13 protein-coding genes are annotated in these 16,359 nt (G+C 73.1%); 7 read left to right on the forward strand and 6 right to left on the reverse strand.

All coding sequences use genetic code 11. From position 1 onward, the window contains the following. Positions 1–79: 79 nt before the first annotated feature. On the forward strand, positions 80–2,866 hold the full coding sequence (ppc, locus tag OC439_RS05625) for a phosphoenolpyruvate carboxylase (protein ID WP_262012525.1): 2,787 nt from the start codon (positions 80–82) through the stop codon (positions 2,864–2,866). Between the two features lie 80 nt (positions 2,867–2,946). On the opposite strand, the gene OC439_RS05630 is transcribed toward ppc, so the two are convergent. Then, entirely contained in the window at positions 2,947–3,744 is a 798-nt protein-coding gene (locus OC439_RS05630; protein ID WP_262012526.1) for a hypothetical protein, read from the reverse strand. Positions 3,745–3,798: 54 nt separating this feature from the next. Here OC439_RS05630 and OC439_RS05635 point away from each other — a divergent pair, with 54 nt between their 5' ends. Together OC439_RS05635 and OC439_RS05640 are read left to right on the forward strand one after the other, a co-directional pair. Further along, the gene (locus OC439_RS05635; RefSeq protein WP_262012527.1) at positions 3,799–4,977 is read left to right on the forward strand and encodes a DNA recombination protein RmuC; all 1,179 of its coding nucleotides are present in this window, start codon (positions 3,799–3,801) and stop codon (positions 4,975–4,977) included. A 148-nt stretch (positions 4,978–5,125) separates the two neighbouring features. Beyond that, positions 5,126–8,416, forward strand: a complete 3,291-nt coding sequence (locus tag OC439_RS05640) for a S8 family serine peptidase (RefSeq protein WP_262012528.1) — start codon at positions 5,126–5,128, stop codon at positions 8,414–8,416. 61 nt (positions 8,417–8,477) lie between these two features. Here OC439_RS05640 and OC439_RS05645 read toward each other — a convergent pair whose 3' ends face one another. Then, entirely contained in the window at positions 8,478–8,894 is a 417-nt protein-coding gene (locus OC439_RS05645) for a hypothetical protein (protein ID WP_262012529.1), read from the reverse strand. Positions 8,895–8,932: 38 nt separating this feature from the next. Beyond that, positions 8,933–9,922, reverse strand: a complete 990-nt coding sequence (locus OC439_RS05650; protein WP_262012530.1) for a 4-hydroxy-3-methylbut-2-enyl diphosphate reductase — start codon at positions 9,920–9,922, stop codon at positions 8,933–8,935. 87 nt (positions 9,923–10,009) lie between these two features. Between OC439_RS05650 and xseA the strand changes: the two genes are divergently transcribed. Both xseA and OC439_RS05660 read left to right on the forward strand, forming a co-directional pair. Beyond that, positions 10,010–11,266 (forward strand): exodeoxyribonuclease VII large subunit, encoded by a 1,257-nt coding sequence (xseA, locus tag OC439_RS05655; RefSeq protein ID WP_262012531.1) that lies wholly within the window; start codon positions 10,010–10,012, stop codon positions 11,264–11,266. A 13-nt stretch (positions 11,267–11,279) separates the two neighbouring features. Further along, complete coding sequence (locus OC439_RS05660) at positions 11,280–11,492, forward strand: exodeoxyribonuclease VII small subunit (RefSeq protein ID WP_120571616.1); 213 nt, start codon at positions 11,280–11,282, stop codon at positions 11,490–11,492. A gap of 39 nt (positions 11,493–11,531) precedes the next feature. Here the strand turns inward: OC439_RS05660 and OC439_RS05665 are convergent, their stop codons facing one another. Both OC439_RS05665 and OC439_RS05670 read right to left on the reverse strand, forming a co-directional pair. After that, positions 11,532–12,371: a hypothetical protein gene (locus tag OC439_RS05665; RefSeq protein WP_262012532.1), complete on the reverse strand. Its 840-nt coding sequence runs from the start codon at positions 12,369–12,371 to the stop codon at positions 11,532–11,534. A 92-nt stretch (positions 12,372–12,463) separates the two neighbouring features. Beyond that, positions 12,464–13,156, reverse strand: a complete 693-nt coding sequence (locus tag OC439_RS05670) for a DUF4245 domain-containing protein (RefSeq protein WP_262012533.1) — start codon at positions 13,154–13,156, stop codon at positions 12,464–12,466. A 147-nt stretch (positions 13,157–13,303) separates the two neighbouring features. On the opposite strand from OC439_RS05670, the gene glpX reads away from it, so the two are divergent. Both glpX and OC439_RS05680 read left to right on the forward strand, forming a co-directional pair. Then, positions 13,304–14,335, forward strand: coding sequence for a class II fructose-bisphosphatase (gene glpX / locus OC439_RS05675; RefSeq protein ID WP_262012534.1), 1,032 nt, complete (start codon positions 13,304–13,306; stop codon positions 14,333–14,335). 92 nt (positions 14,336–14,427) lie between these two features. Beyond that, positions 14,428–15,312 carry a DMT family transporter gene (locus OC439_RS05680; protein WP_410054894.1) on the forward strand — a complete coding sequence of 295 codons (885 nt, stop codon included), beginning with the start codon at positions 14,428–14,430 and terminating at the stop codon, positions 15,310–15,312. Here the strand turns inward: OC439_RS05680 and OC439_RS05685 are convergent. Then, positions 15,309–16,247, reverse strand: a complete 939-nt coding sequence (locus OC439_RS05685; protein ID WP_262012535.1) for an NAD-dependent epimerase/dehydratase family protein — start codon at positions 16,245–16,247, stop codon at positions 15,309–15,311. The two genes, OC439_RS05680 and OC439_RS05685, sit on opposite strands and share 4 nt — an antisense overlap. Between the last annotated feature and the right edge of the window lie 112 nt (positions 16,248–16,359).

Raw genomic sequence — 16,359 nt, forward strand, 5'->3', positions numbered from 1 at the left:
CTGTCCGCCGGGGCCGCGCGGATACCATCCAGAGGAGTCGGACAGCGCTGTCCTTCGTCCTCGCGTAAGGAGCGCAACCGTGACCGACCAGCACGACCACGACGGCCCCGACGCCGCTCTCCGGGCCGACATCCGCCGCCTCGGCACGCTGCTCGGGCAGACCCTCGCCCGGCAGGAGGGCCGCCCGCTGCTCGACCTGGTCGAGGAGATCCGCGCCCAGGTCCGCTCCGACGCGCCGGCCGCCGCCCAGCGCCTCGCCGGGCTCGACGTCACCACCGGCACGAAGCTGGCCCGCGCCTTCTCCACCTACTTCCACCTGGCGAACATCACCGAGCAGGTGCACCGCGCCCGGGACCTGCGCCGCCGCCGCGCCACCCACGGCGGCTGGCTGGACCAGGCGGCCAAGATGATCGCCGAGCGGGGCGTACCGGCCGAGGAGATCGCCGCCGCGGCCCGCCGGCTGGCCGTACGCCCGGTTTTCACCGCCCACCCGACCGAGGCGGCCCGCCGGTCCATCCTGTCCAAGCTGCGCGCGGTGGCCGACGAGCTGGACACCGAGACCGCGAACGCGATCCTCTACGGCGCCAGCGACGAGGGCCCGGCGAACCGCCGCCTGGCCGAACTGCTCGATCTCATGTGGCAGACCGACGAGCTGCGGCTGGACCGGCCGGATCCGACAGACGAGGCGCGCAACGCGATCTACTACCTGCGCGACCTGTACGCCGAGGCCGCGCCGCAGGTCCTCGACGACCTCGCCGACACGCTGCGCACGCTCGGCGTGGAGACGTCGCCGACGTCCCGCCCGCTGAGCTTCGGCACCTGGATCGGCGGTGACCGCGACGGCAACCCGTTCGTCACCCCGGTGGTCACCCGCGAGGTGCTGCGCATCCAGCACGAGCACGGCATCGCCGCCACCGAGAAGGCGATGGACGAGTTGATCACCGAGGTCAGCGTGTCCCGGCGGCTGCGTGCGGTGTCGCTCGACCTGTCCGCCAGCCTGGCCAAGGACCTGGACGCGCTACCAGAGGTGGCGCCCCGGTTCCGCCGGGTCAACGCGGAGGAGCCGTACCGGCTCAAGGCGCGGTGCGTGAAGGCGAAGCTCGCCAACACCCGGGAGCGGCTGCGCGCCGACACCCCGCACGTGCCGGGGCGCGACTACCGGGGCTCGTCCGAGCTGATCGCCGACCTGGAACTGCTGCGCGCGTCGCTGGCCCGCAACTCCGGCCAGCTCACCGCCGTCGGGCGGCTGGCCTCGACCATCCGTACGGTGTCCGCGTTCGGCCTGCACCTGGCCACCATGGACATCCGGGAGCACGCGGAGAAGCACCACGAGGTGCTGGCCCAGCTCTACGAGGCGGTCGGCGAGGTGTCCGACTACCCGGCGCTGTCCCGGCTGGAACGCACCAAGCTGCTCGCCGACGAGCTGACCGGCCGCCGGCCGCTCTCCACCCAGGACAGCCCGCTCACCGAGTCGGCCCGCAAGACGTTCGACGTGTTCGCGGCGATCCGCGAGGCGCAGGACCGGTTCGGCCCCGAGGTGATCGAGTCGTACATCATCTCGATGACGCTCGGCGTGGACGACGTGCTCGCCGCCGTGGTGCTGGCCCGCGAGGCCGGCCTGGTGGACGTGCACTCCGGGCGGGCCCGGATCGGCATCGTGCCGCTGCTGGAGACCCCGGCCGAGCTGAACGCCGGCGGTGAGCTGCTGGACGAGCTGCTGTCGCTGCCCGCGTACCGGGCGCTCGTGGCGGCCCGGGGCGACGTGCAGGAGGTGATGCTCGGCTACTCCGACTCCAACAAGGAGGCGGGCATCACCACCAGCCAGTGGTCCATCCACCGGGCGCAGCGCGCGCTGCGGGACGTGGCCGCGCGGCACGGCGTACACCTGCGGTTGTTCCACGGCCGGGGCGGCACCGTCGGCCGTGGGGGCGGCCCCACGCACGACGCGATCCTGGCCCAGCCGTACGGCACGCTGGACGGCGCGATCAAGGTGACCGAGCAGGGCGAGGTCATCTCCGACAAGTACACGCTGCCGGCGCTGGCCCGGGAGAACCTGGAACTGACAGTGGCGGCGGTGCTCCAGGCCACGCTGCTGCACACCGCGCCCCGGCAGCCGGCCGAGATGCTGGAGCGCTGGGACGCGGCGATGGACGTGGTGTCGGAGTCGGCGTTCCGGTCGTACCGGTCGCTGGTCGAGGACCCGGACCTGCCCGCGTACTTCTGGGCCTCCACACCGACCGAGCTGCTCGGCGCGCTGAACATCGGTTCCCGGCCGGCGAAGCGCCCGAACACCGGCGCCGGCCTGTCCGGCCTGCGGGCCATCCCGTGGGTGTTCGGCTGGACGCAGACCCGGCAGATCGTGCCGGGCTGGTTCGGTGTGGGCTCCGGGCTGGCCGCCGCGCGGGCGGCCGGGCTGGCCGACGTGCTCGCCGAGATGAACCGGAACTGGCACTTCTTCCGCACGTTCCTGTCGAACGTCGAGATGATGCTGACCAAGACCGACCTGACGATCGCCCGGCGGTACGTCGAGACGCTGGTGCCGAAGAAGCTGCACCCGATCTTCGACAAGATCGAGCAGGAGTACGAGCTGACCAAGCAGGAGGTGCTCGCGGTCACCGCCGCACCGGCGCTGCTGGACAACTCGCCGGTGCTCCAGCGCACGCTCGCCGTGCGGGACACCTACCTGGAGCCGCTGCACCACCTGCAGGTGGCGTTGCTGCGGCAGTACCGCGAATCCGGCGCCGCCGGGCGAGCGGTGGCGACCGCGCCGGGTGGGCGGCGGGCCCCGAACGACGGTACGGCGCTGGAGCGGGCGCTGCTGACCACCGTCAACGGCATCGCCGCCGGCATGCGCAACACCGGCTGACGTGTAAGGAAGGGCCCCCTCTTAACGCCTCGTGCATAAGAGGGGGCCCTTCCTGACGCCCGCGCGGCCGGCGGCGTCGGCTAGAAGTCGCCGCCGCCGAAGTCACCACCGAAATCCCCGCCGCCGAAGCCACCGAAGTCGCCGCCGCCGCCGAAGTCGCCACCGGCGTAGTCACCACCGGCGCCCATGTCGCCGCCGCCCATGTCGCCGCCCTGGTCGCCGAAGTCCTGGCCGTCGCCGAAGCCCTCCTGGTAGCCGGCGTCGTACCCGGGATCGGCGAACGCGGGTGAGAACAGCGCGTCCGCGATCAGGAGACCGCCGACCACACCGACGCCCGCGCCGAGCGCGGTCTTCCACCAGGGCGTGGAGTACCAGCCGGCCGGCACCGGCCGCCCCTGGAACCGGCCACCCGGGTAGTAGTAGGGCGTCGCGTTCCCCGGCTGCGGGCCGGCGCGGAACGTCTGCCCCTGCACGTCGACCTGGCGCTCCTTGGTGAGCGCGCCGGCACCCTGGGCGGCGGCGAGCGGCGGCAGCTCCGGGCCCGGGTCGATGCCCATCGCGGTCCGCGCCGCCCGGATGTACGCCAGCCCCTCCAGCGCGGTCTCCCGGGCCAGCCCGAACTGGCGCGGCGTGGTGGCCTGCTCCAGCTGCGAACCGGCCGCGTTGTAGCGCTCACCGGCGTCGGCGAGCGCCTGCCGGACCGCCGGGGCGTCGCCGTGCAGGTTCATCAGCTGGCCGCCGAGCCGCTCGTACCAGCGCTGCGCCTCGGCGCGGGCGTCGGCCAGCTCGTTCGACCGACGCGATCTGCTCCCCCTCCGCCAGAACACGAACGCACCTCCGAGCAGCAGGATCAGGACCAGCCACAACGCGAACTCCATGACTCGAACGTACCCACCGGGCGCTCGTCGTACCCGTTTGGCAAGCTCTTGGCCATGAGCTTTGCGACGCTGGCCGTGGTGGTGCTCTGCCTCGCCGCGGGCGGCGCGGTGGGCTGGCTGGCCGCGCGGGCGCGCGCGGCGGCCGACATCGCCCGCCTGGAGGCGACGCTCGCCGCCACCCAGGCCGGCGAGGGCCGGCTGGAGCAGTCCATGCGGGCGCTCAGCTACGAGGCGACGGCGCAGTCCCAGGAGGCGGTGGCCCGCGCGGTCGCGCCGCTGCACGACACGCTGCGCCGCTACGAGCAGCGGGTGGCGGAGCTGGAGCGGGACCGGGTCGACGCGTACGCCGAACTGCGCGAGCAGGTGCGGTCCATGAGCGCGGTCTCCGGCGAGCTGCGCACCGAGACCAAGCAGCTGGTCGCCGCGCTGCGCGCGCCGCAGGTACGCGGCCGCTGGGGCGAGCACCAGCTCCGCCGGATCGTCGAGGCCGCCGGCATGCTCGAACACTGCGACTTCAGCGAGCAGGTCACCGCCGCGACCGACCACCAGGGGGTACGCCCCGACCTGGTGGTACGGCTGCACGGCGGCCGGACGGTGGTGGTGGACGCGAAGGCGCCGTTCGACGCGTACCTGACCGCGATGGAGGCGCGCGACGAGCGGGGGCGCGACACCCACCTGGACGCGCACGCCCGGCACCTGCGCGCGCACGTGGACGGCCTGGCGGCCAAGTCCTACTGGTCGGCGTTCGACCAGACGCCCGACTTCGTGGTGCTGTTCGTGCCGGCGGACCCGTTCCTCGACGTGGCGCTGCAACGCGATCCGTCCCTGCTGGAGCACGCGTTCGCCCGCAACGTGGTGCTCGCCACGCCGGCCACGCTGGTGGCGCTGTTGCGCACCGTGGCCTACTCGTGGCGGCAGGAGGCGCTGGCGCGTAACGCCGCGACCGTCCACTCGCTGGCCCGCGAGCTGTACGGGCGGCTGTCCACTCTGGGCGACCACGTGGGCAAGCTCGGCAGTTCGCTGAGCGGGGCGGTGACGGCGTACAACAGGGCGGTGGGGTCGCTGGAGGCGCGAGTGCTGGTCAGCGCCCGCAAGCTGGCCGAGCTGGGCGTCTCCGACGACGAGCTGGCCGCGCCGGCGCAGGTCGAGCTGGCGCCGAGGCAGCCGCAGGCACCCGAGCTGCTGGGCGCGCCGTCCACATCGGCCGAGAGGTCGACGGACGTCGACGCCTAACACGGCGCACGCGATGACGTAGACCGATTCGTGTCACGGACTGATCACAAACCCAGGCCGGGTAGTGACACCTGCCGTCGTGACACGCAGGATCACCGTCACACGTGCCCTGCCCCTCGAGGGCCCTGTTCTCTGGAGGAAGAGAACGTTGAGTAAACCCCGCACGCGCAGCCGGCGACCGTCCGCCGCGCTCCTGGCCTCGGTCCTCGCGGCCGGCGCCCTGACCGTGGGGGGTGGCGCCGGTACCGCGAGCGCCGCCCCCGCCACCCCACCCTCGCAGCCGACCGCCGCGAAGGCACTGGGCGCCCACGACGCCAAGCTGCTCGACGAGGCCGAGGCGAAGAACGCGCCGACCGTCACGATGATCATCGCGGCCAAGAAGGGCTCGGCCAAGAAGGTCGTCGACGGCCTGACCGGCCTCGGCGCCACCGTCAGCCAGCGGTACGACCAGATCGGCTACGTGCTGGCGAAGGTCCCGACCGCGAAGGCGCTCAAGGCCGCCACGCTGCCGGGTGTCGCCGCCGTCGACCTGGACGAGACCATCAAGCTCCCCGACCCGGCGCCCGAGGCGGCGCCGAAGGGCGCCAAGACCGCCTCGCAGGCCCAGACGCTCGCCGGGCCGGGCGGCGACACCGGCGCGGTGAACCCGTACATGCCGACGAACGAGACCGGCGCGGAGGCCTTCAAGGCCGCCAACCCGGCGTGGGACGGCCGCGGCGTCACCATCGGCATCATGGACTCCGGTGTGGACCTCGACCACCCGGCGCTCCAGCAGACCACCACCGGCGAGCGCAAGATCGTCGACTGGGTCACCGCCACCGACCCGCTGGAGGACGCCTCCTGGCGCCCCATGCTGACCGAGGTCAGCGGCCCGTCGTTCACCACCTCGCTGGGCACCTGGACCGCGCCGGCCGGCAACTACCGGTTCAACGTGTTCCGCGAGAACATCACCGCGAACAGCGACGCGCGCGGCGACCTCAACCGCGACGGCGACACCACCGACTTCTGGGGCGTGCTCTACAACCCCACCACCGGTGACGTCCGCGTCGACGCGAACCAGAACAACGACTTCACCGACGACGAGGTGATGCGGCCGTACAAGGAGCGGTTCCAGGTCGGCCACTTCGGCACCGACAACCCGGCCACCGCGGTACGCGAGCAGATCCCGTTCGTGGTCGAGTACCGGCGCAACGTGGACACCGCCCCGGTCGGCGGCCCCGGCCTGGTCGACTACGTCAACATCGGCATCGTCGAGAGCACCCACGGCACCCACGTCGCCGGCATCACCGCCGCCAACGACATGCTGGGTAACAGCGCCTTCGACGGCGCCGCCCCGGGCGCCAAGCTGGTCTCCGCCCGCGCCTGCTCCTGGGGCGGCGGCTGCACCGCGGCGGCGCTCACCACCGGCATGGCCGACCTGGTGATCAACCGCAGGGTCGACGTGGTGAACATGTCGATCGGCGGTCTGCCCGCGCTCAACGACGGCTCGAACGCCCGCGCGGTCCTCTACAACGACCTGATCAACACCTACGGCGTGCAGCTGTTCATCTCGGCCGGCAACTCCGGTCCGGGCGTGAACACCGTCGGCGACCCGTCCGTCGCCACCGACGTGGTGAGCGTGGCCGCGAGCGTCAGCAAGGACACCTGGCTGGCCAACTACGGCTCGGTGGTCCGCAAGGACAACGCGCTGTTCAACTTCTCGTCGCGCGGCCCGCGTGAGGACGGCGGCTTCAAGCCGAACATCGCCGCCCCCGGCTCGGCCATCTCCACCGCGCCGACCTGGCAGCCGGGCAACCCGGTGCCGGAGGCGGGCTACTCGCTGCCCCCGGGCTACCAGATGCTCAACGGCACCTCGATGGCGTCCCCGCAGGCCGCCGGTGCCGCCGCGCTGCTGCTGTCGGCCGCCAAGGCGACCGGCAAGGGCGTCACCCCGGCCGCGCTGCGCCGGGCCGTCTACACCTCGGCCAAGCCGATCACCGGCGTCCCGACGTACGCGCAGGGCTACGGCATGTTCGACGTGCCGGGCGCGTGGAGCCTGCTCGCCAAGGGCGTGCAGACCCGCACCTACACCTCCGAGGCGCCGGTCTGCACCGAGCTGTCGCCGAACCTGACCCGCTACGACCGGGCCTCCGGTACGTTCGTGCCGAACCCGAACGTCGGCACCGGCCTCTACAACCGCTGCGCCGCCGACCGGGGTGGCCAGAAGGTCAAGGAGAGCCGCCACTACGAGGTCAAGCTGACCCGCACCAGCGGCCCGAACAAGGGCGTCAAGCACGAGGTCGCCTTCCGCGGCAACGACGGCACCTACAGCGCCCCCAAGGTCGTGTGGCTGCCGCTGAACAAGACCGTCACGGTCAAGGTGAAGGCCAAGCCGATGACCGCCGGCGCGCACGGCGCCATCATGACCGTCGACGACCCGGCCACCTCGGTTGTCGACTTCGAGGTCGCCACCGTCGTGATCGCCTCGAACCCGGTCGCCGCGCCGGCCTACTCGTTCTCGGCCGACGGCTCGGTCGAGCGCAACGGCTTCCGGTCGTACTTCGTGACCGTCCCGCCGGGTGCGGGCGCGCTGCAGGTCAACCTGTCCGGCATCGCGACCGGCTCGCAGACCCGGTTCATCGCCATCAACCCGTACGGCGTGCCGGTCGAGAGCACCGCCAGCACCGCCTGCTACACCAACTTCTCCGACGCCGCGGTCTGCAAGCCGCAGGAGCGGGACTACCAGAACCCGCTGCCGGGCGTGTGGGAGATCGAGGTGGAGGCGCGTCGCACCTCGCCGGCACTGGACAACCCGTTCCGGCTCCAGGCCCGCGTGCAGGGCGTCACTGTGGAGCCGGCCGTGGTCCAGCTCCCGTCGGTCACCGCCGGCACCCCGGCCCCGGTGAGCTGGAGCCTGACCAACACGTTCGGCCCGGTCCAGGTGACCGGCGTCGGCGGTCCGCTGGCGAGCGTCCGGGCCGAGCGTCCCAACATCACCGAGGGCGCGACCCAGGAGTACACGGTGGAGGTGCCCGCCGGCGCCACCTCGTTCACCGCCCGGATCGGCAACCCGTCCGACCTGAGCGCCGACCTGGACCTGACCGTCTTCCGCGGCACCACCCAGGTGGGCCAGTCGGCCGACGGTGACTCGGAGGAGGCGGTCACGCTGACCAACCCGACGCCCGGCACCTACCGGGTCGTGGTCGACGGTTACTCGATGAGCGACCCGAGCACCGCGTACGACTACCGGGACTCGTTCGCCTCCCCGGCCCTGGGCACGCTCTCCGCGCCGTCCACGCCGCTGTCCCTGGCCAACGGCGCCACCGCCACCCTCAACGGCACGGTGACCGCCCTGTCCACCCCGGCCGCCGGCCGGGAGCTGTACGGCGACATGGCCGTGACCACCACCGAGGGCGCGGTCGTCGGCCGTGGTTCGGTCGAGGTCCTCGCGGTCGACTGAGCCGCTGAACGACGGAGCCCCGTCCCCTCTCGCAGGGGGCGGGGCTCCTTCGTGTTCGGCGTCAGGCGGGGCGGGCGGACTCGACCACGAACGGGGTGCCCTGCTGGCAGGTGGTCATCATGCCGGGCTCGGGACGGCCGGTGACCTCGACCCGGGCGCCGGCCTTGAGCACGTCGCGCGGGCCACCGACGAGCAGGTGGCCGTCGAGCAGCAGGCAGTTCGGCTCGACGCCGGCCTGCACGGTGCCGCTGATGACGGTGCCGCCGACCCCCGGCGGCGTGGACGGACCGCCCTTCCAGGAGGGGCCGGGACGCTTCGGGCTCGTGCCGGGGTCGGGCTGGCTGGTCACCGGGGCGGCTCCCGTCGTACTCGGGCTCGGGCTCGGGCTGGAATCGGCGGACCCGTCGCCGGGTGCGGCGCAGGCGGTCAGCGCGAGGCCGGCGAGCAGTGCGACGAGCACCGTACGAGGAGTCTTCATGGTCGGTTGGACGCGGTGGCCGGCCGATCCGTTCCCGGTCAGCCGCGGGCCGCGGCGGCGGCCTTCATGTCGCGCTTGAGCTCCTGCGGCAGCGAGAACGTCAGCCGCTCGTCGGCGGTGGTGATCTCCTCGACGTCGCCGAAGCCGCGCTCGGCCAGGTGCGCGAGCACCTGCTGGACCAGCTCGTCGGGCACGCTCGCGCCGGAGGTCACACCCACCGTGCTCGCGCCGGTCAGCCAGGCGTCCTCGATCTCGTGCGCGAAGTCGACCAGGTAGCCGGCGCGGGCCCCGGCGTCGAGCGCCACCTCGACCAGCCGGACCGAGTTCGAGGAGTTGCGCGAGCCGACGACAATCACCACGTCGCACTCGGGGGCGATCTCCTTGACCACGTGCTGGCGGTTGGAGGTGGCGTAGCAGATGTCGTCGCTGGGCGGCGACTGGAGCAGCGGTAGCCGCTTCTTGAGCCGGGCCACGGTCTCCAGCGTCTCGTCCACCGACAGCGTGGTCTGGGACAGCCAGACCACCTTCTCCGGGTCGCGCACGGTGACCTTGTCGACGCCATCCGGGCCGTCGACGAGCTGGATGTGGGCGGGAGCCTCACCGGCGGTGCCGATGACCTCCTCGTGCCCCTCGTGCCCGATGAGCAGGATGTCGTAGTCCTGCGCGGCGAACCGCCGGGCCTCGTGGTGCACCTTCGTGACCAGCGGGCAGGTGGCGTCGATCGCCCGCAGCGAGCGCTGCTTGGCCTGCTCGTAGACCTCGGGCGCCACGCCGTGGGCGGAGAAGATGACGGTGGCGCCCTCCGGCACCTCCTCGTTCTCCTCCACGAAGATCGCACCCTGGGCCTCCAGCGTGCGCACCACGTGCTTGTTGTGCACGATCTGCTTACGCACGTAGATCGGCGCGCCGTAGAGCTTCAGCGCCTCCTCGACGGTCTGCACCGCCCGGTCCACGCCCGCGCAGTAGCCGCGGGGGTTGGCCAGGAGCACGCGCTTGCCGGTCCGGGGAGTCGTCTCAGCGTCAGTCACCCGCCCATCGTACGTGCCGTCCTCCCGCACGGCAGCGGCCGCGAGGCGCGCGCGGGCGCTGTCGGTCCCGGGCCGTAGGGTGGGCGGGTGAGCGCGGGAGAGGACGGCCGGGGGGCGCCGGACGGGCGGAGCAGCCCGGACGGACGGAGCACGGCCGAGGAGCCCTGGCCGGTCCGGGTGGTCAGCCAGAAGGTCGGCGCCTGGATCGCCCGCCTGGGCTGGGTGTGGGTCGACGGCCAGGTGGCGCAGATCAGCCGCCGCCCCGGCGCGAGCACCGTCTTCCTCACGCTGCGCGACCCGTCGGCCGATCTCAGCCTCACCGTCACCACCAACCGCGACGTGCTGGACGCGGGCGCGCCGGAGCTGCGCGAGGGCGCCCGGGTGGTGCTGCACGCCAAGCCGGAGTTCTACGCCGCACGCGGCACGCTCAGTCTGCGCGCCGACGAGATCCGCCAGGTCGGCCTCGGTGAGCTGCTGGCCCGGCTGGAGAAGCTCAAGAAGCTGCTCGCCGCCGAGGGCCTGTTCGACCGGTCCCGCAAACGGCGGCTGCCGTTCCTGCCGGGCCGGGTCGGCCTGATCACCGGCCGCGCCTCGGCGGCCGAGCGGGACGTGCTGACGAACGCCCGCCGCCGCTGGCCCGCCGTCGACTTCCGCACGATCAACGTGGCGGTGCAGGGGCCGAGCGCGGTGCCCGACATCGTCGGCGCGCTCAAGGTGCTCGACGCCGACCCGGCCGTCGACGTGATCGTCATCGCCCGGGGCGGTGGCGGCATCGAGGATCTGCTGCCCTTCTCCGACGAGGCGCTGTGCCGGGCGGTCTTCGCCTGCCGCACGCCGGTGGTCAGCGCGATCGGCCACGAGACGGACGCGCCACTGCTCGACTACGTGGCCGACGTGCGCGCCTCCACCCCGACCGACGCGGCGAAGCGCATCGTGCCGGACCTGACCGAGGAGACCCGGCTGATCGGCCAGGCCCGGTCCCGGCTCGAACGGGCCGTGCGTCACCTGGTCGACCGGGAGCAGCACCGGATCGACCTGCTGCGCACCCGCCCGGTGCTGGCCCGGCCGCAGGTGATGGTCGAGCAGCGGGCGGTGGACGTGTCTGCGCTGCGCGACCGCGCCGGCCGGTCCCTGGAGCACCGGCTGCGGGGCGCCACCGACGACCTGCGGCACACGCTGGCCCGGCTGCGCGCGCTGTCCCCGGCGGCGACGCTGGAGCGCGGCTACGCGATCGTGCAGCGCGCCGACGGCCACGTCGTCCGCGCGGCCTCCGAGGTCGCCAAGGGCGATCCACTGCGGGTACGCCTCGCCGAGGGCGAGCTGACCGCGACCGTCGACGGCTGAGGGAAGAGAGACGATGACCGGCACCAAGCAGGACGAACAGCTCAGCTACGAGCAGGCCCGCGCCGAGCTGGCCTCGGTGGTGGAGAAGCTGGAGGCGGGCGGCACCTCGCTGGAGGAGTCGCTGGCCCTCTGGGAGCGCGGCGAGCAGCTCGCCGGGGTGTGCCAGCGGTGGCTGGACGGCGCGCGCGCCCGCATCGACGCCGCCCGCCAGCGCGCCGAGGACTGACGGTGGGGTCCGGCCGGTCGCCGAACCCCACCGCGGACCTCAGTTGAACAGGTTGTACAACTCGGCGGGCGCCTCGACGACCTGGTCGGCCGAGGGCTTCTGGGCCGGGGCCGCGTTGCCGTAGTCGGTGTAGGTGATCTTCAGGTCCTGCGCGGCGCTCTGGCCGGCGGCCGGAATCTTGAGCACCATCTCGCTGAGCCGGCCCTGCGTGTCGACCTTGGCGGTGAACGGCACCGACTGGGCCTGCGCCCCGAGCGCGGTGATCACGGCCGGGTCGAGCGAACCCGCCTCGGCGGCCTTCGACACGTCGACGGTGCCCTCGTACGCGCCCTCGCCGGTCTGCCGCACCTCGGTGACGCCCTGGGTGAGGACGGCGCTGCCGGCCGGGTCGAGCTTCTCGAAGTCGAAGCCCAGCGCCCGGTTGCCCTTGATCCGGTTCTGGTCGAGGTGGTGGTACTTGCCGGTGTTGAGGTTCTTCACGCCGGGGATCTGCGCGGCGGCGGTGCCGCCGAGTTCCAGCTTGACCCAGCTGTCCGGCTTCGCGTGGATGAGGTCCAGCTTCATCATCAGGTCCGACGACGGGTCGCCGATGGTCATCCGCATGTCGGCGCTCTGGCTCGGCTCGTGCACCTGCCCTTCGGCGGTGGAGCCCGCGCCGGTCATGGAGAACTTGAAGTTCCCCTCGCGGATCGCGTTCGTGGAGTCGAGCAGGGCCTGCTTGGCCGCGCTGCTGGACGCCGTGGCGCTCGGTGCGACGCTGCCGGAGGCGCTCGGGGTCGCGGAGGCGTCGGACGTCGTCCCGTTGCCGTTGCAGGCCGCCAGGCCGGGAATGAGCAGCGCCGCGGCGAACGCGGTGGCGCTGAAGCGTCGTATCTTCACGTCAACCTCTCCAGGTGGGTCGTCCGGGCTCGATGTCCCTTCTGTTCCCGGAAGCGGGGATCCGCAATCCCGCCTCACCCGGAGGGAGGACGTCAGCGCAGCGACGTGGCGAGCTTGCGCAGCTCCGTCTCGCCCGCGTCACCGACCACGATCACCGTGCGGTTCGGCTCCAGCAGGACGAGCGCCTGCTCGTTGCCGCGTGCGGTGTAACGCTGCCAGCTCAGCCCGCCGGGCAGGTCGGCAGCGCCCTGCGGCTGCCCCTCGGTCAGCTCGGCCGGCAGGAGCTTCTCCGCCGGGACGTTGCTCTCCACGAGCTGCGCGCCCCGGCCCTCCGGGGTCACGTACCCGATCCGCAGCGTCGAACCGTCAGGCTCGGTCCGGAAGCGGGCGTTCACCGTACGCCAGTCGTCGCCCAGCCCGGTCGGCTCGCTGACCGGGAAGACGTTCGCGGAGCGGGCCTGCTCCAGCGCGGGCGCCGGGTCGACTGTCACCGGCGAGTCGCCGCCGAGGAAGCCCCGGTAGAAGGCGAGGAGCAGCGCGATCGGGACCAGCAGGATCAGCAGGGACAGCGCCATGTCCTTCGGCGACCGCTCGGACCGGGCCTTGCCCGCCGCCGGGGCGGCCACGGGCTCGGCGGGCGCGGGCTCGCCGGCCGCGGCAGCCGGCTCGACCAGCGCGGGCTGCCCCTCGGACGGGGCCGGGCCGCCGTCCGGTCGGACCGGCGGCTGGCCCTCCGGCGGGGTGGCGTCGGTCGGTGTGCGGTCGGCAGGCTGTGCGGCTTCCACAGGGCCATTGTCGCAGCCCACCGGGTGACGTGATCCTGGCCTCCTCCGCCCCGCCGGGACGGCGAACCTGAGATCGTGTGAGGATCAGCGACAAAACCGGCGGCGGTGGCCGCCGGTCCCACCCCGCAACGTCGCGAGGAGGCCGCCATGACAACCACCAGGACGCGGACGCCCCAGGATCTCGACCGCAACCTCGCCCTCGATCTGGTCCGGGTCACCGAGGCCGCGGCGATGGCCGCCGGCCGCTGGGTCGGCCGGGGCGACAAGGAGGGCGGCGACGGCGCAGCTGTCGACGCCATGCGAAAGCTGATCAACTCGATCCCGATGCGCGGCGTCGTGGTGATCGGCGAGGGCGAGAAGGACAACGCCCCGATGCTGTTCAACGGCGAGGAGGTCGGCGACGGGACCGGCCCCGAGGTGGACGTGGCGGTCGACCCGATCGACGGCACCACGCTGATGAGCAAGGGCATGCCGAACGCGCTGGCGGTGCTCGCGGTGGCCGAGCGCGGCGCGATGTTCGACCCGAGCGCGGTCTTCTACATGGAGAAGCTGGCGGTCGGCCCGATGTACGCCGACGTGGTGGACATCAACGCCGGGGTGGCCGAGAACATCAACCGGATCGCCAAGGTCAAGGGCACCGACGCCGCCGAGGTGACCGTGTGCGTGCTGGACCGGTCGCGCCACGACGACCTGGTCAAGCAGATCCGGCGTACCGGCGCGGGGATCCGGTTCATCTCCGACGGCGACATCGCGGGCGCCATCGCGGCGGCCCGCGGCGAGTCGGACGTGGACGTGCTGATGGGCATCGGCGGCACCCCGGAGGGCATCACCGCCGCATGCGCGCTCAAGTGCATGGGCGGCATGTTGCAGGCCAAGCTCTGGCCGAAGGACGACGACGAGCGCCGCAAGGCGCTGGACGCCGGGCACGACCTGGACCGGGTGCTGTTCACCGACGACCTGGTCACCGGCGACAACTGCTTCTTCGTGGCGACCGGTGTCACCTCCGGTGACCTGCTGCGCGGCGTGCGGTACCGCTCCGGCGGGGCGTACACCCAGTCGATCGTGATGCGCTCCAAGAGCGGCACGATCCGGGTGATCGACTCGTACCACCGCCTGGAGAAGCTCGCGCTCTACTCGGCTGTCGACTTCGACGGCCGCCCGCTGGCCGAGCAGGAGTGAGCAGGGCCGGGACGGCGGCACCATCGGCACCGCCGACGCTGTCGGCCGGGCGACGTGTCGCCGGTGTCGGGTTGGCCACCGCCTCGGGCGTGATGGTCGCCGTCCAGTCCCGGATCAACGGCGAGCTGGGCGTACGCCTGGCCGACGGGATCGCCGCGGCGGTGGTCTCGTTCGGTGTGGGTCTGCTGATCCTGCTGGTGCTGGTCCCCGCCACCCCCGGTGGCCGGCGGGGACTGTCCGCCCTGCGCGGCGCGCTGCGCGCGGGCACGCTGCGGCCGTGGCAGTGTCTGGGCGGTGTGTGCGGCGCGTTCCTGGTGGCGACGCAGGGGCTGACCATCGGCGCGCTCGGCGTGGCGGTCTTCACCGTCGCGGTGGTGGCCGGGCAGTCCGGCAGCAGCCTGCTCGTCGACCGGGCCGGCATCGGTCCGACCGGCCCGCAGCCGGTCACCCCGAACCGGCTGATCGGCGCGGTGCTCACCGTGCTCGCCGTCCTGCTGGCGGTGGGCGACCGGCTCGGTGACCCGGACGCGCTGGCGCTGGCCCTGCTGCCGCTGGCGGCCGGGGTGGGCATTGCCTGGCAGCAGGCGGTCAACGGGCGGGTCCGGGCGGCGGCGGGCAGCGCCATGACCGCCACGCTCGTCAACTTCACCGTCGGCACGGCGGCGCTGCTCGTCACTCTCGCGGTGGACCTGGCGGTACGCGGCCGGCCGGCGGGCGCGTTCCCGAGCGAGCCGTGGCTCTATCTCGGCGGTCCGATCGGCATCGTGTTCATCGCGCTGGCCGCCGCCCTCGTCCGGTTCACCGGGGTGCTGCTGCTCGGTCTGGCCACGATCGCCGGGCAGATCGTCGGCGCGGTACTGCTGGACCTCGTGCTGCCGACCGCCGCCTCGCACCCCGGGCTGGACACGCTGCTCGGTGCGGCGCTGACCATGGTCGCCGTGCTCGTCGCCGCCCTCGGCCCGGCCCGCCGCCCCTAGCGGGCGCCGGCGGGCGCGGCGGCACGCAGGCCGGTGACCATCTCGTCGACGACCCGGTCCAGCGGCGTCCCGTCGATCCCGAACGTCTCGCTCGCGGCGGTGGAGTCCATCACGAACGGCCCGGCGAACTGGTGCGCGGTCTCCCGCATCTCCCGGGCGAACGGGTCGGCCAGGCCACCGAGCCAGAGCACCGGGTAGGGCATCCGGGTCAGCCGGGGCGCCGGCGCCCCGGCCCGCTCCGCCGCCCGGTCGGCGAGCGCCCGCATGGACATCGGGGGCGCGCTCGGCACGTGCCAGGCCCGGCCCCAGGCCCGCGGGTCGGTGGCGGCGGCGACGAGAGTACGGGCGACGTCGCCCACGTACGTCCAGGTGTGCGGGGCGTCCCAGGCCACCGGCAGGAACACCCGCTGCCCGGCGAGCACCTTGGGCAGCACCATCATGGGCAGCGAGTTGCCGCCGAGGCCGATGTAGTCGGAGCCGCGTACCTCGGTGACCCGGGCCCGGCCGGCGCGGTGGGCGGCCAGGGCGTCGGCCCACATCCGGTTGCGGACCCGGCCCTTGACGCCGGTGGCGGCGAGCGGGGTCGCCTCGGTCATCGGGGCGTCGACCGGGCCGTACCCGTAGAGGTTGCCGACTGTGGTGAGCACGGCGCCGCTGCGCTCGGCGGCGGTGAGCAGGGCGGCGGCGAGCGGCGGCCAGTCCGTCCGCCACCTGTGGTACTCCGGGTTGGCGCAGTTGTAGAGCGCGGCCGCGCCCTCGGTGAGCGCGGCGAGCCGGTCCGCGTCGGCGGCGTCGGCGGCCACCCGCTCGATCGCCTGGTGCTCGGGGCCGGTGCCGCGCCGGGTGACCACGCGCACGCGCTCGCCGCGCTCGGCGAGGAGGCGGGCGGTGGCGGTGCCGACGGGGCCGGCGCCGACGATCACGTGCAGTGCCATGACAGGTCCACCTTCACTGAAGCAGTTGTTCGAAGCGAGAGCACCGCTCTCGAAACAGAGCATGACTCATGCGAGCAGCCCGCGTCAAGAGCAGTGCTCTCTCTTTTGATTG

Source organism: Micromonospora sp. Mcm103 (assembly GCF_024519755.1).
Taxonomy (GTDB): Bacteria; Actinomycetota; Actinomycetes; order Mycobacteriales; family Micromonosporaceae; genus Micromonospora; species Micromonospora aurantiaca.